Here is a 22,954-nt window from a genome sequence, read left to right as displayed (position 1 = left end):
ATTCTTAGAAGGAAAGGTGTAGCTTAGTAGTCCAATGATATGCGAACCAGGCAAGATAAATTGCCAAGGTCACGAGCCACCAGCCAATTGCCGCCCGCGGGTGTCCACTCCAGATGTACCATGCTGACAGTAAGGTGGTGATAAATGGCAATAACATTACCACGGACTATCTCCGTAGACGGCGATAGCTTGATATTAGTATTGCCGTAGACAGTTCCCCAGATTTACTGCAAATTAACGCTGGCAGCTGGAACAGAAGAAAGTGTTTCTCTGGCCCAAAACCATGTCCCGCACCGCTCGTCCACACGAGGGACAAGGCTCACCTGCACGGCCATAAACATTGAGCTGCTGGGCGAAATAGCCCGGCTTTCCATCGCCTCCAATGAAATCCCGCAAGGTCGTTCCACCCTGGGCGATTGCCTGACTCAGAACCTGCTTTATGGATTTGGCCATGCGCTGGTATCGGGCTTTGGAGATGGAACCGGCCTGTCGGTCGGGGCGAACCCCCGCTAGGTATAGGGATTCACTAGCGTAAATATTGCCCACCCCCACAACGATACGGCCATCCATAATGAAGGTTTTAACCGACTGCTTACGCTTTCGCGAAGCTTCAAACAAATAGTCACCACAAAATTCTTCTGAGAGAGGCTCGGGACCCAGGTGGCTGAGCAAATCATGAGTCAGTGGGTCCGCCGCCGTCCACAATAGGGCACCAAAACGGCGAGGGTCGCGGTAACGCAGTGTGAGACCGCTATCCAGGCGCCAGTCGATATGATCATGCTTTTCCGGTGCCAGTGCAGGCTCAACCATACGCAGACTGCCAGACATCCCTAGGTGCCAGATAGCGCAGCCTTTGTCAGTATGCACCAGTAGGTACTTAGCCCGGCGCTCCAGCTTCAGTATTCGGGCATTTCGGATACGACGTTCAAAGTCTGCGTCCACAGTCCAGCGCAATTGGTGCTGACGCACCTTTGCGGAGCGAATTTTGTGCCCCTCCAAGTGAGGTTTCAGACCTCTGAGGGTGGTTTCTACTTCCGGGAGCTCTGGCATCGTCTGGAATACCCTGTCTAAACTGGCTGCTCAATTTCCACAACGCACAAAAAAGCCCGGTTAAAACCGGGCTTTCTGTACAGTAGCGGTAGGCAATTACTTAATTTTGCCTTCCTTGTACATCACATGCTTACGTACAACGGGATCGTACTTTTTGATCTCCATCTTCTCGGGCATGTTGCGCTTGTTCTTGGTAGTGGTGTAGAAGTGGCCAGTACCGGCGCTGGAATTCAGACGAATCTTCTCACGCATTGCTCTATCTCCAATCTATTAGCTGGGTTACAGCTGTTACACTTTTTCGCCGCGGGCGCGCAGCTCAGTCAGGACAGCGTCGATACCTTTCTTATCGATAACGCGCATGCCTTTTGCGGAAACACGCAGTTTCACGAAACGCTTCTCGGACTCAACCCAGAAACGGTGACTGTGCAGATTTGGCACGAAGCGACGCTTGGTGCGGTTCTTAGCGTGGGATACATTGTTTCCGGTGACCGGACGCTTACCGGTTACCTGACATACCTTGGACATCTGTTGGCCTCTTCAAAACGCTTGTGCCCGCATAGCGCCAATCCTGAAGAGGAAAAGGTAGTGCGGGAACATAAAAATCGGGATTCTAATCCGGTTCCTGGATGGCGGCGGAACCTGTGCAGAATCTGGCCCGGCCGCAAAGAGCGGCGTTTTATACCAAAAGAGCCCGTAGGGAGCAAGTTTTGTACAGCAGTTCTGCGCCGATCACGGCATCTTTACAGAAGCCCCTGCTCGGCAAAGGATAAAGCCTTGTCCTCACCAACGATTAAGTGATCTAGAACTTTAATATCGACCAGCTCCAAGGCCTGTACCAAGCGCTCAGTGATCCATATGTCCGCTTGGCTGGGCTCACAGATGCCAGAGGGGTGATTGTGCGCCAGGATTAGCGCTGCCGCATTGCGATGCAGAGCCGTCTGTACCACCTCACGGGGATAGACACTGGCAGCATTGAGCGTTCCCTCAAACAGCTCCTCAAAAGCAATCACACGATGCTGGGTATCCAGGTACAGGCAGCAGAATACTTCCCGTCGGCGGTGGCGCAGCTGCATCGCTAAATAGTCTCGCACTGTAGCCGGGCTGCACAGTGCGCTCCCTTGGCTCACAGTCTCCGCCAAATGGCGCCTTGCCATTTCCAGCGCCGCTTGCAGCTGGACAAACTTGGCATCCCCCAATCCGCGCGCGCGACAAAACTGGTCCCTATCCACTTCTAGCAGCGCTCGTAGACCGCCGAACTCAGTCAGTAGACTGCGTGCCAAGTCCACCGCCGAAACCCCTGGCAAACCCACACGCAGGAATATGGCCAACAACTCCGCGTCCGACAACGCTGCGGCACCTCGCGCCAACAACTTCTCCCGAGGCCTTTCAGCCTCCGGCCAATCCTTGATTTTCATATCCACTTCCCAGCCTTTCCTGGCAGCCTTTTTCTGTGAACCCTCTCACCAACTCACCCCAAACGCGATTTTCGTGTCTATTCTCCGCCTTATAAGTACGGACGCAGAAATGCTAATCTAACCCGCTCGCATATATTCGGAAACTGTATCTATGTCCCCCCTTACCAATAAACGCATTCTTTTGGGTATCAGTGGCGGTATCGCCGCATACAAAAGCGCCGACCTGGTACGCCGTCTGAAAGATCGCGGTGCCGAGGTAAGGGTGGTTATGACTGCCGGAGCCCAAAAATTTGTGCAGCCCCTGACTTTCCAGGCTCTGTCTAGCAACCCTGTTCACTCTGACCTGTTGGACCCTGCCGCTGAAGCAGCCATGGGGCATATTGAGCTGGCCAAGTGGGCCGAGCTAATCCTGATTGCACCCGCAAGCGCCCAGGTGATGGCGAAACTCACCTGCGGCATGGCCGATGATCTGCTCAACACCCTGTGCCTGGCCAGTGAGGCACCCCTGGCGCTAGCACCCGCAATGAATCAGGCCATGTGGCGCCACCCCGCTACAACAGCCAATGCAAAAACTCTGCGCGACCGCGGAGTTCACTTATGGGGTCCAGCGGCCGGCAGTCAAGCCTGTGGAGATGTAGGGCCGGGGCGCATGCTCGAGCCCGCAGAGTTAGTACTACAGGCGGAAACTATGTTCGGCAGTAGCGACTGCCTGCAAGGCAAAAACGTAGTCATCACCGCTGGTCCAACCCGCGAAGCACTGGACCCGGTACGCTATCTGAGCAACCACAGTTCCGGCAAAATGGGGTTCGCACTAGCCAAGGCCGCTCAACAGGCCGGCGCCCAGGTAACATTGATTGCCGGGCCGGTAAACTTGGCCACTCCGGCCCATGTTAAGCGCGTCGACGTTGTCGACGCACGAGAAATGCGCGCTGCTGCCGAGCGCGCAGCGGACCTCTGTGACATCTTTATCAGCGCTGCCGCTGTTGCAGATTTTCGTCCAGCCGCCGCCGCCGAGCAAAAAATCAAGAAGCAGGAAGACCATGATGAAAGCTCTATTGCCCTGATTAAAAACCCCGATATCGTTGCCGGTATCGCTGCACGCGTGGAACGACGCCCATTTACGGTTGGCTTTGCCGCAGAGACCCAACAGGTGGAGCAGTATGCACTGAGTAAGCTGCAGCGAAAAAATCTAGATATGATAATTGCCAATGATGTAAGCCGCGCAGATAGCGGTTTTAACAGCGACCACAACGCGGTCACAGTGATAGATCGAAATGGCAGCGATACTCTACCGCCAGCCTTGAAGACCGATCTGGCCAGGCAGCTTATAGAAATAATTGCCACCAAGGCACAACAGTAAAAAATCTCGGACAGGAATATCTGTGGTTTCCAAGAACAACAGTCAACGCAATTCAGCATTGCACAAAGGACTACTACTACCTTCCCTACTGGCCGCAGTAGCCTGGCTCTGTGGAGCCTATTTAATCATTGAACATCTGGTCAAACCCCATAACCGTTCCCAGGTGGCCAAGGCGGCTGAAAAACAGGGAGAAACATTAGCTCAGGTAATTCAACAGCAACTGATCGAGCGTTCTCGGCGCCTGCAAAAAATCAGTGCGTTACAGACGCCGGCTGCCACTCTTCTCAATACTGCCGAACTGCCAGAGCAATCGAGGGTGCAGGTATTTAGCAGCGCGCAGATTCAGGTCGGAGCCGGCTCAGACCCGAGTCTCAATTTCGCCCTGGTAGATCTGCTCAAACGAACCCGATTGGACGCACAGCAACCCCTGGAAATACTGCGCACAGGCTCCGATAATAGCTGGCAATTACACAACGTCATCAACCTAAGTAGCGAGCAACTGCTGGTAAGCCAACCCTTTACCGTAATAGAAAGCACTCTGGATGACCTTGATAAGGGTCAGGGACAAATTCAGCTCACCCAGAAATTTCCCGATGGGGCTGCACAAACTCTATGGAGCAGCGGGCAGGGTGGGAGCTATACCTCCACTGTGGATATTCAGGGAAGTTATCTGCATGTGAAATTTAGCCCTTCCACTACATTCACCGAACAATACAGCCTGTCGACGCTTTGGATTTATCTCGGTGCCGGTGCCGGCCTGCTGGTTACACTGCTGCTATTGATACGCTTTCTTCCACAAGACACTCGCGCTCCCTGGGAACGCAGCCAAAGAAACACAAAAGACAGCGAGAGGACGAGTAAACTTGGAGAAATAGAGGGTGAGGCCCCACAGCAGGATGGTTCCCTGCCCCAGAGCCTGGCCGCGGCCCCCAGTATCGCTCCACAGGCCACCGAGCAAAGCCATGCAGAAAATACCCCTAAAGAAGTGAACAAGCCGCACTCCTCTCTGGGCACCGAGTTTCCCGCGCACGTATTTCGCGCATACGACATTCGCGGTATTGCCGGCGATGAGATCAACGAGCCTTTCGCATACCAGCTTGGGCGCGCTCTCGGTACCCTAGCCCTACACGCAGGGGAGCATATTCTGCTTGTGGGACGCGATGGCCGAAATAGCAGTGAACTGCTCAGTAATTGTCTGATGGAAGGTATTCTCGATACCGGCTGTAACAGTGTTGACCTGGGCTTGGTCCCATCACCTTTACTCTATTACGCTTGCGCAAAAGGCAAGAACACCACCAGTGGAGTTATAGTAACCGCCAGCCACAACCCCGCCGAATACAATGGATTCAAGATTATACTCAAGGGCCGCCCTCTGGCCGAGGAGAAGCTCCAGGGGCTTTACCAGCTAATGAAAAAGGGCCCTTTCAAGGATGGAGAAGGCAGTAACCGCGAGCAGGATATCAAAGACAAGTATATCGATGAGATCTTCAACAATGTAGCGCTCGCCGGGCAGCCTCACCTAGTAGTGGACGCGGGCAACGGCGCTACTTCCCTACTGGCCCCGCGCCTGTTCGAGCAACTGGGCTGTGCAGTAACACCAATATTCTGCGAAGTGGATGGGAACTTCCCCAACCACCCGCCAGATCCTTCGCGCCCGGAAAACCTCCAGGCTCTGATAGATAAAGTCGCTGAGGCCGGAGCGGACTTGGGCGTGGCTCTCGATGGCGACGGCGATCGGGTTACCCTGGTATCCAGCAGTGGATGTATCGCCTGGGCCGACCAACTGGTTATGTTGTTAGCCAGGGATATTCTCGGCAGGCACCCCGGTGAAAGCATTGTCTTTGATGTGAAAAGCAGTCGCAGCCTGGCGCAATTGGTCAGCCAATATGGAGGCCGACCGGTAATGTGGAAAACAGGCCATGCCCCGATGAAAACCAAAATGCTGGAAACCAAAGCCATTCTTGGTGGCGAATTATCCGGGCATATTTTCATCAAGGATCGTTGGTTTGGCTTTGATGATGGTATTTACGCGGCTGCGCGCATCCTGGAAATTATGGCACTACGTGAACAGAGCCTCGACGAATTGCTGGACACCCTACCCAAAATGCAAAGTACCCCAGAAATCCTGTTACCTGTGGCGGAGCAGGAAAAATTTGCCCTGATTGAAAAGTTACGCGAGCAAGGGAGCTTTACCGGTGCGGACGTCAATACTATCGATGGCTTGCGAATAGAGTTCAACGATGGCTGGGGACTGGTGCGGGCCTCCAATACTACTAGCGTTTTAACCCTTCGTTTTGAAGCTGAAAATGAAGAGGCTCTAGAACGTATTCGCAAACAGGTTATGGATCAGCTCAAAAAAATCGATCCCACTATTACCGTGCCTAACTGGCAGCTTCTCGACTGACGAGTATAAATTGACCTGAATATACTGCGGCACAGATAAGTGCCGCTGCCGACCGGCGGTCGGTATGTTTATATCCACAACATATCCGCGTACCTGCGCGGCACTCTCGGCATAGATTGGGCGGCAGGAGAATTCCGCTCAAACGTGCCTTACTCCAAAGGAATTTCCATGTCCCTCGATAAAAAGTCCGCACTGCGTGTTGCCCAGGTCCTGAATGAGGCATTGCCTTATATCCAGCAATTTACCAGCAAGACCGTTGTAGTGAAGTTTGGCGGAAATGCCATGGTGGACAGGGAGCTTCAGAACAGCTTTGCCCGGGATATTATCCTGATGAAGCTGGTTGGTATGAACCCCGTGGTGGTACACGGCGGCGGTCCGCAAATTGGTCAGCTCCTGAACAAACTGAGTATCGAATCCCGTTTTGTCGATGGTATGCGCATCACTGACAGCGAAACCATGGATGTGGTGGAAATGGTGTTAGGCGGCACCGTCAATAAACAAATTGTCAACTTGATCAACCATAACGGCGGCCGTGCTGTGGGTGTCACCGGTAAGGATGGCTTATTAATCAAGGCACGTAAACTCACCAGGAAAAATGAGAGCGCCGGCCTGCATGCCTCGGAGATTATCGACATCGGCCAGGTGGGCGAGGTAGAAAAGGTCAATACCGATGTTATTGATATGTTGATTCACAGCGATTTTATTCCGGTAATCGCTCCAATTGGGGTCGACAAGGATGGTATTTCATACAATATCAATGCGGACTTGGTCGCCGGTAAAATTGCCGAATGTCTAAAAGCAGAAAAACTGATGCTACTCACCAACGTATCGGGCCTTAAAGATAAAAAGGGAGAGGTACTGACCGGTTTGAGTACACCGCAGGTAGAAGGCTTAATTGCAGACGGTACAATTCACGGCGGCATGCTGCCCAAAATTGCCTGCGCATTGCATGCTGTTAAAGCCGGTGTGACCTCGGCACATATTATCGATGGCAGGGTACCCCATGCGGTATTGCTGGAAATCTTCACAGATACCGGCGTTGGCACCCTAATTACCAACAATGACGCATAAAGCGGACACACAATCGTCCTTGGCAATTGAAGACAGCCGAGCGAATCGGTAGGATTCCGCCGCCGCAATATTAAGGCAACAAGAGCAAAAACCACTGTCCGCTCCCCAAGCGGACTAAAGGCAGTCAATGAGCAGCGAAAAAATCAATCGGCGTCAACAGATCCTGGAAGCTCTGGCACATATGCTGGAAGCCAGTCCCGGCGCACGTATTACAACTGCAGCCCTGGCCAAGGAAGTCGGCTTCTCAGAAGCGGCGCTTTATCGCCATTTCCCAAGTAAATCAAAAATGTTTGAAGGTCTTATCGAATTTATCGAGGAGACAGTTTTCACACGCATTGCAATGATTTTGCAGGAGGAGCCTTCAGCCCTGAACCGTTGCCAGAAAATTCTGCACCTTCTTCTGGCTTTCTGTGAGCGCAATCCGGGTATAACCCGCCTCCTCACTGGCGATGCACTGACAGGCGAAACTGAGCGATTACACGGGCGTATCCTGCAGCTATTCGATCGCCTGGAGACCCAGATCCGGCAAATTCTGCGCGAGGCAGAGCTTCGCGAACACCTCCGCCCAACTCTGCCCCTGGGCGGTGCCGCCAATCTGTTACTGGCCAGTGCCGAAGGCCGTATCGTGCAATACGTACGCAGCGGCTTCAAGCGCAAGCCTACAGAATACTGGGCTGAGCAATGGCCGGTCTTAACCTCGGGGTTTTTCCGTGAGACAGTGGCTGCAGCTCGCTAAATAGCTGCAGCCAAGCCACGGAATAATTTAGAAAAATGACGCCGGTTGGAGCCTGAGGATAAAACTCACTGAGCAATTATCCTCGCGAATTCAGCTTCATTTAGTGTTTAGCCATAAGCTCAGCATAGCGCGCAGCAGCTTTATCAAACTCATCATTGATAGAGACGGCCTCATCAGCGCGCCGGCTGAGCCGCTCACGCAACACTGAAACCTCTTTTTGCAGGTCGGCAATACGCTGCAGCAGTTCCGGGGCCACCTCGCGACCACCGCGCTGGGTACGTGCCGCGCTCGCTTCTTCCTGAGCTATCTGTAGACCGAGGCTATTGATATTCGAGCGCATAATCGCCATGTCCTGCTCGACAATTGCCAACTTGCGTTTACGCGCACTCTCAATATCGGCAACACTGTTGTAACGCTTGAGCAGTTTGCGATCAGCTTCTTTCTGAACCTCCTGCTGACGTTGAACCTCATACTCCTCTGGGCTCAATTGCGGCGGCACCACCTCCAATACTCGACCGGAGTGACTGAGGATCTCATAGCCCCCAGCCACATATTCAGGAGGCACGCTCTCATTGAGCACCAAAATGCCCTGATTATCAGTGTAGCGATAAAGTACCTGCCCCCTGGCTCCGCCTGCGGCATTTGCCAGGATGGAGAGCAGTAAAAGGCCTGGAACCAGTAAACGTGCAATAGGGGCGATTGGCATCGCTCTTCTCACTAAACAGTGCGGCCCGCTGCAGGAAAAGGCCTATTTATTGACCTGAAACCCCATAACGTTGCCGGTAGTCCACAATTTTTTGCAGGGTCTCGCCGTCCTGCGATTCCTGCTCGAGAAAGCTGATCACATTATCCAACTGGACAATGCTGATCACTGGAATATTGTACTGTCTCTCTACTTTCTGAATAGCGGAGAATTCACAATCCTCACCGGCTTTTTCCTGACGGTTCAAACCAATCACTACACCCGCCGGTTCAGCACCATGAGACTCGATAATCTGCATGACTTCACGCACCGCGGTGCCCGCAGTAATCACATCATCGATAATCAAAACCTTGCCATTAAGCGGCGCACCCACTAAGGTTCCGCCTTCGCCGTGATCCTTGGCCTCTTTGCGGTTGTAGCAAAAAGGTTTATCAATGCCTTTCTGGGCCAATGCCACGGCAGTCACCGCACCCAGCGGAATGCCCTTGTAAGCCGGTCCGAAAATGACATCAAACTCCACTCCCGATGCGATAATCGCTTCGGCGTAGGCCTGCCCGAGTGCTGCCAGTGCGGCACCGGTGTGGAATCGGCCGGCATTGAAGAAGTAGGGGCTCTGACGGCCTGATTTCAAGGTGAAGTCGCCAAAACACAACACCTGATGATCCAGGGCCAATTGGATAAAATCGCGCTGATATTGCTGCATGGAAAATTGTTAACTATTGGCTAAGGTGAAGGGAGACCTCCCCGAAGCAATCCCGGGGATAGGCATGCAAATAATGTTTCTAATGATACACAGTCCGCTGGTAAGGGGCTAATAATGCGAATAGTGAGCTTGTCTGTAGACGGCATTCATCAGGCCGCACAACGCGGTCTCTACGATTGGTTGGCTGAGCAGGACGCAGACATTATCTGCCTTCAGGACCTGCGCTCCCTGGAGCCAGAGCTTGACCACCCCATATTCCACCCCGACGGCTATTACAGCTATTTTTTCGACTCGGGCACACCCCATGAAAATGGTGTGGCGATCTATACGCGCAACCAGCCCAAGGCGATTATTTTTGGAATGGGCTTTGCCAATGGCGAAGATATGTACGGACGTTATTTGCAAGCAGACTTCGAACGCCTGAGTGTTGGCTCCCTGCTTGCTCCAGTGGCAACGGATGAAGCATCACTGGAGAAAAAGGTCCAGTTCTTCGACGATATGCAGGCGCATTTGCATAAGATCAGCCGCAAACGCCGCGATTTTATTTTCTGTGGCAACTGGGGCATGGCCCACCGCCGGGCCGATGTGCAGAACTGGCAAGATCACCAGGATAGCCCCGGGTTTATGCGCCACGAGCAGCGCTGGCTGGACCAACTGTTCAATGAGATTGGCTATGTCGATGCCTTCCGCCGCGTAGTCAAAGACACCGATGAATTTTCCTGGTGGCCGAGCGGCGCCGTGGGCGAGGGCGATGGCTGGCGCACCGACATGCAAATCGTGTCGCATGGCTTGAAAAACCGTATCGAATATGGGGCTATCAACAAGAACGTTAAATTTTCCAGTCACCTTCCAGTGATGATGGATTACGACATTGAAGTGTGAATGCTATGAAGCCTGGATTCGTCCAGGCTTCATAGATCAGCTTACTTGTTGGCGACATACAGGACTCGCCATCAGTTACCGGTTGCTACTGATTTAGCGCCTCCTGTTGGAGTGCAATCAGTTCATCAATACCTGCCTTGCCAAGCCCCAGCAGCTGTGCGAACTGCTTCTCAGTGAAAGGCTTGCCCTCTGCTGTACCCTGAACTTCAATCATGCCACCATCTGCTGCCATCACCAGATTCATATCGGTATCAGCCGCACTATCCTCCGGGTAATCCAGGTCGAGTACTGCATCGCCATCATAGATACCAACAGAAACCGCAGCGACCAAGTTGAGCAATGGATCCTCGGTAAGGATTTTTTCTCGCTGCATATAGCGCAGGGCGTCCACCAAGGCCACACAGGCGCCAGTAATAGCGGCCGTTCGCGTACCGCCATCGGCCTGAATAACATCGCAATCCAAGGTGATCTGGTTTTCACCTAGCTTTTCCAAATCTACCGCTGCGCGTAAAGAGCGGCCTATCAAGCGCTGGATCTCAACAGTGCGGCCACTCTGCTTGCCCTTGGCCGCTTCGCGCGGCATACGCGAGTCGGTGGAACGCGGCAGCATCCCATACTCAGCGGTAATCCAACCACTACCTTGACCACGCAAAAACCGCGGCACTTCACTCGACACCGATGCGTTACACAAAACTTTTGTATCGCCGAACTCTACCAAAACAGAGCCCTCAGCGTGACGGGTGTAGTTACGGGTTATTTGAATCTGGCGCAATTGCGCCGCTGCGCGGCCGCTGGGACGCTGCATAGCTCACCTCAGAAAATTATATGAAAGCCCAGCATTATATACCCCAGCATGCCTGTCCGAACGCTGTGCTATGATGCCGAGCCGATAAATACGCCTGCAGGGGATCAGCAATGGCCAATAACCGGGAACAAAACAAAGTGCGGAGCATGACTGCTTTCGGCCGCGCCGAAGGCACTTACGCTACAGGGACCACTATCTGGGAACTGCGCTCGGTTAATCATCGCTACCTAGAGCCCCATTTTCGTCTGCCAGAGGTTGGACGTCCTTTAGAGGCCCAGTTACGTGACACTCTACGCAAAGCCCTGTCCCGCGGAAAGCTTGAACTCACCCTGACCATCAAACCTAACTGTGTGGAGAGTAGCGGCCTCGAAATAAACCAGCCCCTAGCACAGGCATTAATTCAGGCCGCCAAACAAGTGGCTGCAGGTGAAGAGATACAGCCATTAAATCCTCTGCAGCTATTACAGTGGCCCGGAGTGATCAGCGAGCCGGAAGCCGATACCGAGCAGCAGTCAGCAACTATCCTGAAGGCATTTCACGAGGCGTTGCAGCAGTTACGCGCAAATCGCGAACGCGAGGGCGCAGAGCTGGCAAAGTTTATTGAAGTCCGTCTCAAAGGAATTGAAGAGCAGGTGGCTAATGTTCGCGAACTGCTCCCACAAATACTGGAAGCCCAACGGGAAAAGCTACGCAGCCGCCTGGAAGAACTCTCTGTGGACCTGGATAAGGAGCGTCTTGAGCAAGAGATAGTGCTACTGGCTCAAAAAGCCGATGTTGATGAAGAGCTGGACCGTCTGAGTGCCCATACTGCAGAAACCCGCCGCGTGCTCGCCGGCGGTGGCGCAATTGGCCGACGCCTTGATTTCCTGATGCAGGAGTTTAACCGGGAAGCCAACACTCTTTCATCAAAGTCCATTGTGACTGACACCACTCAAGCAGCTGTAGAACTGAAAGTATTAATCGAGCAGATGCGTGAGCAAGTACAGAATATTGAGTAGGAAAACCATAGGGCTTTTACAACTAAAGTGAAGGCTCTATATTCTCCCACCTTCGACAGAACTATTCTTTTTAGTCTTCCCCACGTTAAAAATTAAAATTTATGCGTAAAAGTTTTAAATGGGCTGGAGCAATTTTTTTTGTATTAGCTACTATTGAAATTATCAATATAATTACGGGGCGATCACTAAATCATTTCGGCCTGGTCCCAAGGTCTCTCAGCCATCTACCTCATATTTTTTCCGCTCCCCTGCTACATGGAAGTGTGTGGCACTTTTTATCAAACATAGTAACTCTGTGCGTATTTAGCTTTTTGGTATTACAATATGGAGTTAAAACCTACCTGAAAATAACAATCGCTATTTTAGTTACTACCGGGCTTACCGTTTGGCTATTTGCAAGAGACGGAAACCACCTGGGGGCAAGTTCGATAATCTATGGTTATTTCGGTTTTTTGCTAATGGCTGGATTTATCAGCAGGCAGTTTAGTCGATTAATTGTGTCCATCTTTATAGGGATTTTTTATGGGGGAATGATTATTGGCCTGCTGCCTAAAGGAAATTATATTTCCTGGGAGTCACACCTATTTGGCTTCATCTTTGGCATATTGGCGGCGAGGCTTTGGGCGCACACTCCCAGCTATAATATAGCCCGGTAAGCGACATCAACTACGTGAGACTGTTAGTCTTCAGAGTGGTTATACACATCAAACCCGAGATAGAAATAAAAGCCTTTCAAAATAAAATATAAATAATTAAAGCGCACCTTTCACAAACATTCAAAGCATCCTTCTGAGCCCAAACAGACTTAACCTTCCCTGAATTAATAAAATCTGAGAGCAATGTCTCATTCTTAAAGATATCAAATAGGGCCACCATCTTAGTGGAATCCCAGGGCTAATTAGCCTCTGATGAAAGGTCTAGGAATTCAAACTAACTAAAGAAAAAAACCACTTCGGAAAACATGACGATACTTCCTGTCTAGCAGAAAATTGTATTAATTTTTTTCATAACAATTCTTATATTCTCTTCGCTCTCATTTTCAATGAGAACTGCAGCACACCTCCTCAATGGACAAATTCTCAATACCTGACTTTTTTTTCAAAACTTATAAATTTGTCGCCAAAAGCCACAAGTTTTGTTGGGTTTTCACTGAGGATAATGATTTCGATATCGTTATATATCTGTGCCCGATTGAAACTCTGGTACCAATTTTAGTGAAACTGACTAATTGATCACGTGATTGGCAGTTTTTTGGCTAACCCGTTTGGCAAATTTATTTTTGCCAATACGAGGTGACACAGGAGTGGCCGGCCTGCCAGAACACTGACTGGCATCCGGACAAATAGAATCTCGGAGAAATAACAATAATGAAATCATCATTGAAAACTCTTTTTCAAAAGACAGCTTTAGCGAGCTCACTTTCAATACTGTGCGCGGCACCCTTCGCTGCCCATGCAGAAGAGGCGGACAACACTCTGCTGACAGATCGCATCATCGTAAAATATAAAAATAACGCCAAGGTCGGTCGGGCTGCCACTATGGCCCAAGAGACTGTGGAAAAGGCTTCTCGTCGCGCCGGCCACAAGATGCGTCACCTACGCCGTATGGCTACCGGTGCACAAGTAATGCGCCTGGAGGGGCGGAAAAATAAAGCTGAGCTGGAAGCCATTATCAGCCGCCTGAAGCAGGATCCGGATGTGGAGTATGCCGAGCCTGACCGTATTATGCGCGCTATGGCCACACCTAATGACCCGAGCTATCTCAATCAATGGCACTATTTTGAGACCACCGGCGGCCTGAACCTGCCTTCAGCTTGGGATGTAACCCAGGGTGAAGGAGCTGTTGTCGCCGTACTTGATACCGGTTATCGCCCACACCCCGATCTGGTCGGCAACATTCTGCCGGGCTATGACATGATTTCTGATACCTTTGTCTCTGTGGATGGAGACGGCCGCGATAGCGATGCCACTGATCCAGGTGACTGGTACACCAATAAGGCCTGTGGCGATGATCCACGTATCCCCTCAGAAAGTGACAGCAGCTGGCACGGCACTCACGTAGCCGGCACTATTGCCGGGGTCACCAATAACAATATGGGCATCGCCGGGGTCGCCTATAAGGCCAAGGTCGTTCCGATTCGTGTACTCGGTCGCTGTGGTGGTTATACCTCTGATATTGCCGACGGCATTATTTGGGGAGCAGGCGGTTCCGTCAGTGGCCTGCCGACTAATGCTAATCCAGCCCAAGTACTCAACCTGAGTCTTGGTGGCGGCGGTAGTTGTGATACTACAACCCAAAATGCTATCAATACCGCCCGCAGCCTGGGCGCCACCGTTGTAGTTGCCGCTGGTAATGACAATACCAATGCCAGCCAGTTCAGCCCGGCAAGCTGTAATGGAGTTATTACGGTTGCAGCAACTAACCGTAACGGCGGGCGCTCTTACTACTCCAACTACGGCAATGTAGTGGATGTTGCCGCACCGGGTGGAGCACAGAGCTTCCTCAACGACCCGAATGGTATTCTGTCCACACACAACAGCGGTGCAACAAACCCAAGCAGTGATAGCTATTTCTACAGCCAAGGCACCAGCATGGCCGCGCCTCACGTTGCCGGTGCTGCCGCGCTGCTCTACTCAGTCAACCCGAACCTGAGCCCGGACGAGGTGGAATCAATCCTAACCAGCACTGCCCGTAGCTTCCCGTCCTCATGCAGCAGCTGTGGTACCGGTATTGTCGATGCGGCGGCAGCTGTAGCCATGGCCAGCGGCGATGATGGCGGTGGCAACGGAAATGGCGATGGGGTGAGCTGGACAGAGACCAACCTCTCCGGCGGCTGGCGCAGTCGGCAGGACTTCACTATCGAAGTGGCGGCTGGTACCTCTTCCCTGAACGTACAAATGTACGGTGGCGAGGGTGATGCAGACCTGTACGTGGGACACAGCAATGCCTCACAATGGGCATGCACCTCTAGAGAGTCGAGCAATAACGAAAGCTGCACCATCAATAACCCGCAGTCTGGTACCTGGGATATCACCGTATACGGCTACAGGTCCTATACTGGTGCAACCCTGGAGGCGGAAGCCGTGCCCTAAGCGGCAAGTTAAATTTACCATTATTGGAAAAGGCCGGCATTTACCGGCCTTTTCTTTTCTGCTCTCAAACTATTCAGTTTTAGCTAGCGAGCAAATGCAGCAAATTGAGTATCCACCGGTGTATCAGCAAAATGATTGATGTAATTGCTCATCACTTTCTGCGCAACTCCGGCAATTATCTCGAGCAGGCTCTGTCGATTGTAACCAGCCGCATAAAAGCGCTCCAATACCTCATCTGAAATCACACCGCGCTCACGGACAATCGCCAGGGTGGTATCCCTGAGTACTTCTAGCTTTTCAGTTGGCAGGGATGTCTTATTTCTAAGAGCCTCATTTACTTCGTCTGCCACCTTCATCGCCTTGGCAATGGCACTGTGTGCCGGCACACAGTAGTGGCAGTTGTGCTCCACATTGATGGTTTGCCACACCACTGTCATTTCCTCAGCTGTAAATGAAGTATTCAGAAAATACTGGTGTAAATCCTGGTAAGCAGCAAGGGCCTGGGGAGACTCCGCCATAACCCCATGCAAGTTAGGAATATACCCAAATGCCTTGAGAGATTTCTGTAGGAGGGGTTTGCTGTCTTCTGGTGCGCTTTCAAGGTCGTAAATTTGAAACTCTTTCATCGCTGAACCTACCTTCATTGTTTGGGTTAAATACTTGAGCGATCGATCAAGTGAGGCTCAGACTACCCAATATTGAGCGACTGTTCAATATTAAATGGTAATTGGCGTACACCCCTTGAAAGGGTAAAATTTGAGCAATTGCTCAATTGGAGGCTGCATGGCGAACACCGCGAAATTCAATCGTCGGGAAGTACTACAGAAGGCGACTAGGCTTTTCTGGCAAAATGGATTTCACGCCACATCGACCCGTGACCTGCAGCAGGCCACCAATCTTCGACCTGGCAGTATTTATGCAGCTTTTGGCAGTAAATCTGGTCTTTTCAAAGAAGTTCTCGCCTATTACGCGCAAAACCGCGATGAATTACTCCATCGCTGTATGACAGAAGAGACAAGCACTCTGGGCGGCTTGCGCGCCTATTTCCGCTACATACTGCTTGGTGATGACGTTGATGCCCCAAACGAGCTCTGCTTATTGGCCAAAGCCATCTCTGAGCTGGATGAAGGGGAGGAGACGCTATTGGACGAGGCCCGCTCCTTGCTGGCTGCACATGGTGAAAAGTTTCGCCTCTATGTGGAGGAGGCGGTAAGCGCTGGAGAGCTGCCCCAGGATACAAATTCAGAGCTACTCGCCCGCCAGCTACAGGTTCAAATGATCGGGCTGCGCACTTTCCTCCGTGCCACCTCGGACCGCGCGGCAGTAGAGCAGATGATAGGGAAGCTATTTGACCCAGCCCCGGCGCAGACGTCCAACTAGGGAGATTCTGTGCTTAGAAGCTAACCTTCTCAAACTAACGCTGACGGATTTCGGAATCCAGCTCCTGCGGACATTTGCCCTGCACAGCCCCTATGGCAAAGTCAGGTAAGACGGTATCGAGCAATAACTATAAGAGGTCGCCGTGAGTCTGATTACCTACGCTATCCCCTTTTTCCTGTTCGCCATTCTGGCAGAGCTTGCCCTGGACCGCTGGAGAGGTTGGGGGGTCTACCGCCTTAACGACACCCTGGGCAATCTCAGCACCGGCATCCTTAGCAGAATCCTGGGACTGACTTATAAAAGCCTTTTCCTGATTATCTATATCCCTCTGTTCCAACTACTACAACCTTACTACCAAGCAATGGGTTTCGACTGGTCCATCAGTAACGGCTGGCACCTGCTGATCGCCGTAATCGCCTACGATTTCTGTTATTACTGGAAGCATCGCATCTGCCATGAAATCAATGTGTTTTGGGCCGAACATCTGGTGCATCATCAAAGTGAGGACTACAACCTGAGTACCGCCCTACGCCAGTCCAGTGGCGGGCTGCAATTGGATTGGGTTTTCTATCTACCACTATTGCTTATCGGCTTGCCGGCGGAAATGGTGATCGTTGCCGGTGCACTGGATCTGATTTATCAGTTCTGGGTACACACGCAAAAGATTCCCAAAGTCCGCTGGATGGAATGGCTGTTTATAACCCCCTCCAATCATCGTGTGCACCATGCGCAAAACAAGGTCTATGTGGATAAAAACTACGGCGGCATCCTGATTCTGTGGGACCGGCTGTTTGGCACTTATCAAGAGGAGCTTGAGCATGAGCCCTGTATTTACGGTGTGCGCAAAGCGCTTAACACCTTCGACCCTCTTGCAGCCAACCTTCAGCACCTGAAACGCATGGCTAAGGACGCCTGGTATACAAAGAGCTGGTGGGACAAGCTCACCCTCTGGTTCCGCCGCACCGGTTACAGGCCCGCCGACGCCGAGGCGGCTATGCCTGTACCCTCTACCAACCTGGCACATTTTCAGCGCTACGACCCACCTATTCGCCATGCCCGCCGTGTGTATGCACTGGCCCAGCACCTATGTTACTCCGCCGCAACCCTGGCCTTACTCTGGTATTACGAATCGCTGAACTTTGCCTATCTAATCTCGGTAGTTGCCCTGCTGGTTTTCAGCCTGGTTATCAACGGCCGCATTCTCGATGGCCACCACTGGGTGAAATATCTGGAACCCCTGCGCTTGGCGCTCCTGGTTGCACTATTACCGTTGCTAAATACCCAATTTGTCCCACTTTTTATGGCCTATATTTCTGTCAGCGCGCTGATGTGGTGGTGGTTGGCAATCACTGACAAAGAGGATAAAGTCGCTGTCGTTAGCGATTAGCAACAAGGGGCAACCTCAGTCGCATGATGTTGGTGGTGATTGAGCAAACTCCTGCTGGGCGATCCCGGCCGGTCTCAGGGGTGCAGTCTGTAGCGCACTTCTGGAACTCCCAACACATACCCCCAACTCCGGCCGGGGTTTAGCCTCCCATGCATACCCCGCCGTTTGAGACAGCGCGAATCTAACCGCTTCGGTTATAATGCACGCTTTGCCTTCGAATAGGATCAGTTGTGCCTACAGGAACTCTCTATACCGTATCTGCACCCTCGGGTGCGGGGAAGACCAGTCTGGTAAAGGCGCTGGTGGACAACGACACCCAAGTCACCGTCTCCATTTCCCATACCACCCGTGCCATGCGCCCCGGTGAGGTCAACGGTGTCGACTACCACTTTATCGAGCGCAAAGAGTTTCTGGCAATGCTCGAAGAAAATGCCTTCCTCGAGCACGCCCAGGTATATGGAGACAACTACTACGGCACAGCCAAAGGCAGTATTGAAGAAGTTCTCAACAGTGGCCGCGATGTGATCCTGGAGATCGACTGGCAGGGGGCCGCCCAGGTACGGCGTCTGCTTCCAGATACGGTGGGCATATTTATTCTGCCTCCCTCTCAGGAGGCATTGCGCCAGCGCCTCACCGGGCGCGGCCAGGATGACCAGGCTGTTATAGAACGGCGCATGGACCAGGCCATCGATGAGATGACACATTATGTCGAAGCAGATTACCTGGTGATTAACGATAATTTCGACCAGGCCCTGATGGAGCTAAGTTGCATTATCACAGCCCAGCGCCAGCGCCTCGGGCAACAACAGCTGCGCCATGGCGAGCTATTAAAGGCATTGCTGCGCCATTGAGCCGATTGATCGAATTGCGTACACTCCGCGGTCCGGTAAAATAACCGGTCCTCCCGAACAGAATTTGCCCTTATGGGCACAGTGAATGGAACCGAAAGTTTATGGCACGTATCACAGTTGAAGATTGCCTCGAGCACGTCGACAACCGCTTCGAACTCGTTATCGTGGGCAGCAAGCGCGCCCGCCAGATTGCTACTGGCGGCCAGGATCCCATGGTTCCAGAAGAGAATGATAAACCCACAGTAATCGCCCTGCGGGAGATCGAGGAAGGCCTGGTAGATGCCAGCATCCTCGACCAGCCGGATCGCGAAGAAGCCCCGGCCCCCATGGTGGCCCCGGCCTACCTATCAGACCAGGAAATCTGATCCTGGCCTGTTCGAACTGGAAGTCTATGAGTTATACGAGAGGCGCGCGCGGCATTGCACACCATCGATAGTCTGGCCCACCGCCTCTCTTCATACCTGCCCCCCGATCAGATCCAGATAGTCCGTCGCGCCTACTTCTATGCGGAGCAGGCCCACGACGGCCAGCAGCGTCGCTCCGGCGAGCCCTATGTAACTCACCCACTGGCGGTGGCTACCATCCTTGCGGGCATGCATATGGATCACGAGAGCCTGGCCGCGGCCATGCTGCACGACGTGATTGAGGATACCGGGATTCCAAAGGCAGCTCTGGCTGAGCAGTTTGGCAGCGAGGTGGCCGATATTGTCGACGGCGTCTCCAAACTGACCCAGTTTGAAACTGACAGTGCGGCAGAAAAGCAGGCAGAGAACTTCCAGAAGATGGCCCTGGCCATGGCGCGTGATATCCGCGTAATCCTGGTCAAACTCGCTGACCGACTGCATAACATGCGTACGCTGGGCGCGCTAAAACCGCAAAAACGCGCACGCATCGCCCGGGAGACCCTCGAAATCTACGCCCCTATCGCCCATCGCCTGGGCATGAATGATGTGCGTATCGAGTTTGAGGACCGCGCCTTCTTCGCAATCTATCCACTGCGCGCCAGCCGGTTACGCGCCGCCCTTGTAGCCGCGCGCGGCAATCGCAAGGAGCTGTTAGAACAAATCCAGAATGCTATCGAGTTGCGCCTGCAGCGAGAGGGGATCAGCTCTCTGGTCATTGGCCGCGAGAAACATCTATACAGCATCTATCAGAAGATGCGCGCCAAGAAGAAGTCATTTAAGGAAATCATGGATGTCTACGCCTTCCGCATTATCGTGGACAGCGTGGATACCTGTTACCGGGTTTTAGGTGTGATGCACAGCCTGTATAAGCCGGTCATTTCCGAATTTAAAGACTACGTCGCCATCCCCAAATCCAATGGCTACCAATCACTGCACACCGTTTTGCTCGGCATGCATGGGGTACCAATCGAGGTACAGGTTCGTACCAAGGAAATGGATGAGATGGCCAATAGTGGCATTGCTGCCCACTGGTTGTACAAAGCTTCCGGCGATGAAGTGATTAATACCGGCGGCACCAGCCAAGTGCGCGCGCGCCGCTGGGTGCAGGGCTTGCTGGAAATGCAGCAACGCGCTGGTGACTCGTTGGAGTTTATTGAAAACGTTAAAATCGATCTGTTCCCCGATGAGGTGTACGTATTCACCCCCAAAGGTCAGATTGTCGACCTGCCAGCCGGTGCCACTGCCGTGGATTTCGCCTACTCGGTGCATACGGATATCGGCAACTCCTGTGTAGCGGTGCGTATTAATCAGCGCCTGGCGCCGCTATCGCAACCCCTCGAAAGCGGTCAGAGAGTGGAAATCCTCACCCGTAAAAGTGCCCAGCCGAATCCCAACTGGCTCAATTTTGTCGTCACTGCCAAGGCGCGCAGTGCAATTCGGCACTTCCTAAAGCACCAGCGTCACCACGACTCTATTGCCCTGGGACGACGCCTGCTGGAAAAGGCTCTGGGAAAATTCGACACGCGCCTGGAGGAGCTCACTCCGGAACAATTGGAACGTGGCCTACAGGAAGCCAAGTGCGCGACACTGGACAAGTTGCTCGAAGAGATAGGCCTGGGCAATAAGGTCGCCTTCTCCGCCGCAAAGCTACTGGCACCAGCCCACAGTGAAGAGGCGGAAACCGGCAATATTTCTTCACCACTGACGATCGATGCCCAGGAGGGCATGATGATCAGTTTTGCACGCTGCTGTCGCCCGATTCCCGGGGATACCATCCTGGGTCATATCAGCTCCGGAAAAGGCGTTGTGGTACACCGCGATACCTGCCGCAACACCAGTGAGTTCCGTGAACACCCAGAAAACCTGATGCTGGTGAACTGGTCTCCCGACGTAACTGGAGAATTCCTCGGTGATGTTCGCGTGGAGGTTGAATCGGAGCGAGGCATTATTGCGCGTCTAGCCACCCGCATTACCGAGGAGGGGGCCAGCATTGAACAAATCAATGTGGATGAAAAAGATGCGCACAATAGCGTGATCTCCCTGACGCTGGAAGTGAGTGGGCGGGTGCATCTGGCAAGGGTGATGAAACGACTGCGCAACCTGCCATCAGTAATCCGTATCTCCCGCCCCTAAGGCGCTTATCAGCTCATTATTTATGCCTCTTAGCAATGCAATTATGGCTGTCAGTAACGCTGACATTTGCCATCAAAGCACGTTATATTTAGCCGCTTTCCGTAAATACCAATAAGTAATGGAGTGCCCCGCATGCCCAACCGCGCAATTATCAAAACTGACAAGGCTCCGGCTGCAGCTGGTACCTATTCACAAGCGGTGAAGGTTAACAACACGGTTTACCTATCCGGGCAGATAGGGCTGGACCCAAAAAATCAGCAGATGGTTTCAGGCAGCTTCGCCGATGAAGCACGCCAGGTATTTCGCAACCTGAGTGCCGTGTGTGAAGCGGCAGATGGCTCACTCAATCATATTGTGAAGCTGAACTTGTTCATCACCGACAGCGGTAATTTTGCTGCGGTCAATGAAATCATGGCTGAATTTTTCCAGGAGCCTTATCCAGCACGGGCCACTGTAGTCGTCAAAGAGCTCCCACTGGGGGCCCAGTTTGAAGCCGAAGGCGTAATGGTGCCCTGATTTTCTACAATGCAAAATAAAGCCGGGCCAATCGCCCGGCTCATCTCTACCCTTCCGCTTCAAGAAGGGCGCTATAGCCCACTTTATAATCCGGATACTTCAGCTCGTAGCCGCTGGCCAGCATTCGCTGATTACTGAGCTTCTTAGATCGACGCTCACTGGTTTGCACTATCTCGCGCAAATGGGCACTGGTATAGCCCATCGCCTTCACCAGCCACTGCTGCAACTCATACATGGGCACCGGCTTGCTATCGGCACCAATATATAAGTTTTCTGGGGACCAGCCCTGTTTATGTCTCTCAATTAGATGCAATAAAAAGCCAATGCAGTCATCCACATGAATGCGATTGCTGTACTGTGGAGGTTGCGGAGGGGCACAGCGTCCGGCACGTACCTGGGAAAGCAGGCGGTCACGGCCCGGCCCATAAATACCGGCAAAACGCACTATGCAAGTGCCGGGCATCGCCGAGCGGATGATATCCTCCGCAGCCAGCAGAGCCTCTCCCTGAAAACCACTGGGGACAGGGGGAGTCTGTTCATCGATAAAATCATCGCCGCTCTGACCGTAAACCCGGGTGGAAGATACCCAAAGCACCAGGCGCGGAGGTTTAGGCAGGTGCGGGATCGCCTCGGCGAGAGCCCGAGCAGTCTCTACATAAGCACGCTGGTATCCATTAGGTGTGTGTTCGTCGGGGGTAAATGTGGCGAGTATGATATCGGCACCATCTGCCAGCAGGCGCTCAATGTCACCGGCCTTTGTGGCATCTCCCCTGCGCCAGTTAACAACATCGGCGCGGCGCTTACTCGCCAAAGCCACCAGTGGGTTACGACGCATTCCGAAAACGCTGTATTTCTTCCGGTCGATATTCAGCGCGAGGCGCGCCCCAAGGTCACCACACCCAAGGATCCAAAGCTTTTCTTGTTGTGTCATATAGTTCTCGGCGGAGGGTGCCAAGTGCCGCACCAACCGTCATATTCCCTTAATTTTTATGCTGTTGAGTCCTGTTGGAGAAACATAAGATCCTCTGCAACACAGATCCTTCTCACCCGATCACTCCGGGCCC

At 52.6% G+C, this 22,954-nt stretch carries 24 protein-coding genes; 14 read left to right on the top strand and 10 right to left on the bottom strand.

Going from position 1 to position 22,954, the window contains the following annotated elements:
• Positions 1-4: 4 nt before the first annotated feature.
• From ACJJIP_RS21200 to radC, 5 genes are all read right to left on the bottom strand, one after another.
• The gene (locus ACJJIP_RS21200; protein ID WP_282953647.1) at positions 5-157 is read right to left on the bottom strand and encodes a DUF5993 family protein; all 153 of its coding nucleotides are present in this window, start codon (positions 155-157) and stop codon (positions 5-7) included.
• A gap of 77 nt (positions 158-234) precedes the next feature.
• Positions 235-1,050, bottom strand: a complete 816-nt coding sequence (mutM, locus tag ACJJIP_RS21195) for a bifunctional DNA-formamidopyrimidine glycosylase/DNA-(apurinic or apyrimidinic site) lyase (protein WP_020413984.1) — start codon at positions 1,048-1,050, stop codon at positions 235-237.
• 96 nt (positions 1,051-1,146) lie between these two features.
• Positions 1,147-1,302, bottom strand: coding sequence for a 50S ribosomal protein L33 (rpmG, locus tag ACJJIP_RS21190; RefSeq protein ID WP_020413983.1), 156 nt, complete (start codon positions 1,300-1,302; stop codon positions 1,147-1,149).
• Between the two features lie 36 nt (positions 1,303-1,338).
• Positions 1,339-1,575: a 50S ribosomal protein L28 gene (rpmB, locus tag ACJJIP_RS21185; protein ID WP_020413982.1), complete on the bottom strand. Its 237-nt coding sequence runs from the start codon at positions 1,573-1,575 to the stop codon at positions 1,339-1,341.
• A gap of 215 nt (positions 1,576-1,790) precedes the next feature.
• A complete protein-coding gene (radC, locus tag ACJJIP_RS21180; RefSeq protein ID WP_444945931.1) occupies positions 1,791-2,465 on the bottom strand; it encodes a RadC family protein in 675 nt (224 codons plus the stop codon).
• A 151-nt stretch (positions 2,466-2,616) separates the two neighbouring features.
• Between radC and coaBC the strand changes: the two genes are divergently transcribed.
• The 4 genes from coaBC (at position 2,617) to slmA (ending at position 8,036) form a co-directional block, all read left to right on the top strand.
• On the top strand, positions 2,617-3,825 hold the full coding sequence (coaBC, locus tag ACJJIP_RS21175; protein WP_353375879.1) for a bifunctional phosphopantothenoylcysteine decarboxylase/phosphopantothenate--cysteine ligase CoaBC: 1,209 nt from the start codon (positions 2,617-2,619) through the stop codon (positions 3,823-3,825).
• Positions 3,826-3,847: 22 nt separating this feature from the next.
• Entirely contained in the window at positions 3,848-6,229 is a 2,382-nt protein-coding gene (locus ACJJIP_RS21170) for a phosphomannomutase/phosphoglucomutase (protein ID WP_444945930.1), read from the top strand.
• A 168-nt stretch (positions 6,230-6,397) separates the two neighbouring features.
• Positions 6,398-7,300 carry an acetylglutamate kinase gene (argB, locus tag ACJJIP_RS21165; protein ID WP_282953646.1) on the top strand — a complete coding sequence of 301 codons (903 nt, stop codon included), beginning with the start codon at positions 6,398-6,400 and terminating at the stop codon, positions 7,298-7,300.
• Positions 7,301-7,427: 127 nt separating this feature from the next.
• Positions 7,428-8,036, top strand: coding sequence for a nucleoid occlusion factor SlmA (gene slmA, locus ACJJIP_RS21160; protein WP_020413977.1), 609 nt, complete (start codon positions 7,428-7,430; stop codon positions 8,034-8,036).
• A 100-nt stretch (positions 8,037-8,136) separates the two neighbouring features.
• Here slmA and ACJJIP_RS21155 read toward each other — a convergent pair whose 3' ends face one another.
• Together ACJJIP_RS21155 and pyrE are read right to left on the bottom strand one after the other, a co-directional pair.
• Positions 8,137-8,742 carry a hypothetical protein gene (locus ACJJIP_RS21155; RefSeq protein WP_020413976.1) on the bottom strand — a complete coding sequence of 202 codons (606 nt, stop codon included), beginning with the start codon at positions 8,740-8,742 and terminating at the stop codon, positions 8,137-8,139.
• A 46-nt stretch (positions 8,743-8,788) separates the two neighbouring features.
• Positions 8,789-9,442, bottom strand: a complete 654-nt coding sequence (gene pyrE, locus ACJJIP_RS21150) for an orotate phosphoribosyltransferase (RefSeq protein WP_020413975.1) — start codon at positions 9,440-9,442, stop codon at positions 8,789-8,791.
• Between the two features lie 114 nt (positions 9,443-9,556).
• Here pyrE and ACJJIP_RS21145 point away from each other — a divergent pair, with 114 nt between their 5' ends.
• Positions 9,557-10,324: an exodeoxyribonuclease III gene (locus ACJJIP_RS21145; RefSeq protein ID WP_020413974.1), complete on the top strand. Its 768-nt coding sequence runs from the start codon at positions 9,557-9,559 to the stop codon at positions 10,322-10,324.
• An 85-nt stretch (positions 10,325-10,409) separates the two neighbouring features.
• Here the strand turns inward: ACJJIP_RS21145 and rph are convergent, their stop codons facing one another.
• Positions 10,410-11,129 carry a ribonuclease PH gene (gene rph / locus ACJJIP_RS21140; protein ID WP_444945929.1) on the bottom strand — a complete coding sequence of 240 codons (720 nt, stop codon included), beginning with the start codon at positions 11,127-11,129 and terminating at the stop codon, positions 10,410-10,412.
• 110 nt (positions 11,130-11,239) lie between these two features.
• On the opposite strand from rph, the gene ACJJIP_RS21135 reads away from it, so the two are divergent.
• The 3 genes from ACJJIP_RS21135 (at position 11,240) to ACJJIP_RS21125 (ending at position 15,219) form a co-directional block, all read left to right on the top strand.
• A complete protein-coding gene (locus tag ACJJIP_RS21135) occupies positions 11,240-12,127 on the top strand; it encodes a YicC/YloC family endoribonuclease (RefSeq protein ID WP_444945928.1) in 888 nt (295 codons plus the stop codon).
• 101 nt (positions 12,128-12,228) lie between these two features.
• Positions 12,229-12,783 (top strand): rhomboid family intramembrane serine protease, encoded by a 555-nt coding sequence (locus tag ACJJIP_RS21130; RefSeq protein WP_026305159.1) that lies wholly within the window; start codon positions 12,229-12,231, stop codon positions 12,781-12,783.
• A gap of 711 nt (positions 12,784-13,494) precedes the next feature.
• Positions 13,495-15,219, top strand: coding sequence for a S8 family peptidase (locus tag ACJJIP_RS21125; RefSeq protein ID WP_020413970.1), 1,725 nt, complete (start codon positions 13,495-13,497; stop codon positions 15,217-15,219).
• Between the two features lie 83 nt (positions 15,220-15,302).
• Here ACJJIP_RS21125 and ACJJIP_RS21120 read toward each other — a convergent pair whose 3' ends face one another.
• Complete coding sequence (locus tag ACJJIP_RS21120) at positions 15,303-15,845, bottom strand: carboxymuconolactone decarboxylase family protein (protein WP_020413969.1); 543 nt, start codon at positions 15,843-15,845, stop codon at positions 15,303-15,305.
• Between the two features lie 157 nt (positions 15,846-16,002).
• Here ACJJIP_RS21120 and ACJJIP_RS21115 point away from each other — a divergent pair, with 157 nt between their 5' ends.
• From ACJJIP_RS21115 to ACJJIP_RS21090, 6 genes are all read left to right on the top strand, one after another.
• Entirely contained in the window at positions 16,003-16,599 is a 597-nt protein-coding gene (locus tag ACJJIP_RS21115) for a TetR/AcrR family transcriptional regulator (RefSeq protein ID WP_020413968.1), read from the top strand.
• A 142-nt stretch (positions 16,600-16,741) separates the two neighbouring features.
• Complete coding sequence (locus tag ACJJIP_RS21110; protein ID WP_020413967.1) at positions 16,742-17,986, top strand: sterol desaturase family protein; 1,245 nt, start codon at positions 16,742-16,744, stop codon at positions 17,984-17,986.
• A 230-nt stretch (positions 17,987-18,216) separates the two neighbouring features.
• Positions 18,217-18,837, top strand: a complete 621-nt coding sequence (gene gmk, locus ACJJIP_RS21105) for a guanylate kinase (protein WP_020413966.1) — start codon at positions 18,217-18,219, stop codon at positions 18,835-18,837.
• Positions 18,838-18,938: 101 nt separating this feature from the next.
• Entirely contained in the window at positions 18,939-19,202 is a 264-nt protein-coding gene (gene rpoZ / locus ACJJIP_RS21100) for a DNA-directed RNA polymerase subunit omega (RefSeq protein WP_020413965.1), read from the top strand.
• Positions 19,203-19,256: 54 nt separating this feature from the next.
• Complete coding sequence (spoT, locus tag ACJJIP_RS21095; protein ID WP_020413964.1) at positions 19,257-21,374, top strand: bifunctional GTP diphosphokinase/guanosine-3',5'-bis pyrophosphate 3'-pyrophosphohydrolase; 2,118 nt, start codon at positions 19,257-19,259, stop codon at positions 21,372-21,374.
• A 132-nt stretch (positions 21,375-21,506) separates the two neighbouring features.
• The gene (locus ACJJIP_RS21090; protein ID WP_020413963.1) at positions 21,507-21,890 is read left to right on the top strand and encodes a RidA family protein; all 384 of its coding nucleotides are present in this window, start codon (positions 21,507-21,509) and stop codon (positions 21,888-21,890) included.
• Between the two features lie 46 nt (positions 21,891-21,936).
• On the opposite strand, the gene ACJJIP_RS21085 is transcribed toward ACJJIP_RS21090, so the two are convergent.
• Positions 21,937-22,821 (bottom strand): NAD-dependent epimerase/dehydratase family protein, encoded by an 885-nt coding sequence (locus ACJJIP_RS21085; protein ID WP_444902443.1) that lies wholly within the window; start codon positions 22,819-22,821, stop codon positions 21,937-21,939.
• Positions 22,822-22,954: the final 133 nt, after the last annotated feature.

This window comes from Microbulbifer variabilis (assembly GCF_052467165.1).
The sequence above is the reverse complement of the archived record's forward strand: the minus strand, read 5'-3'. Positions and strand labels throughout refer to the sequence as shown.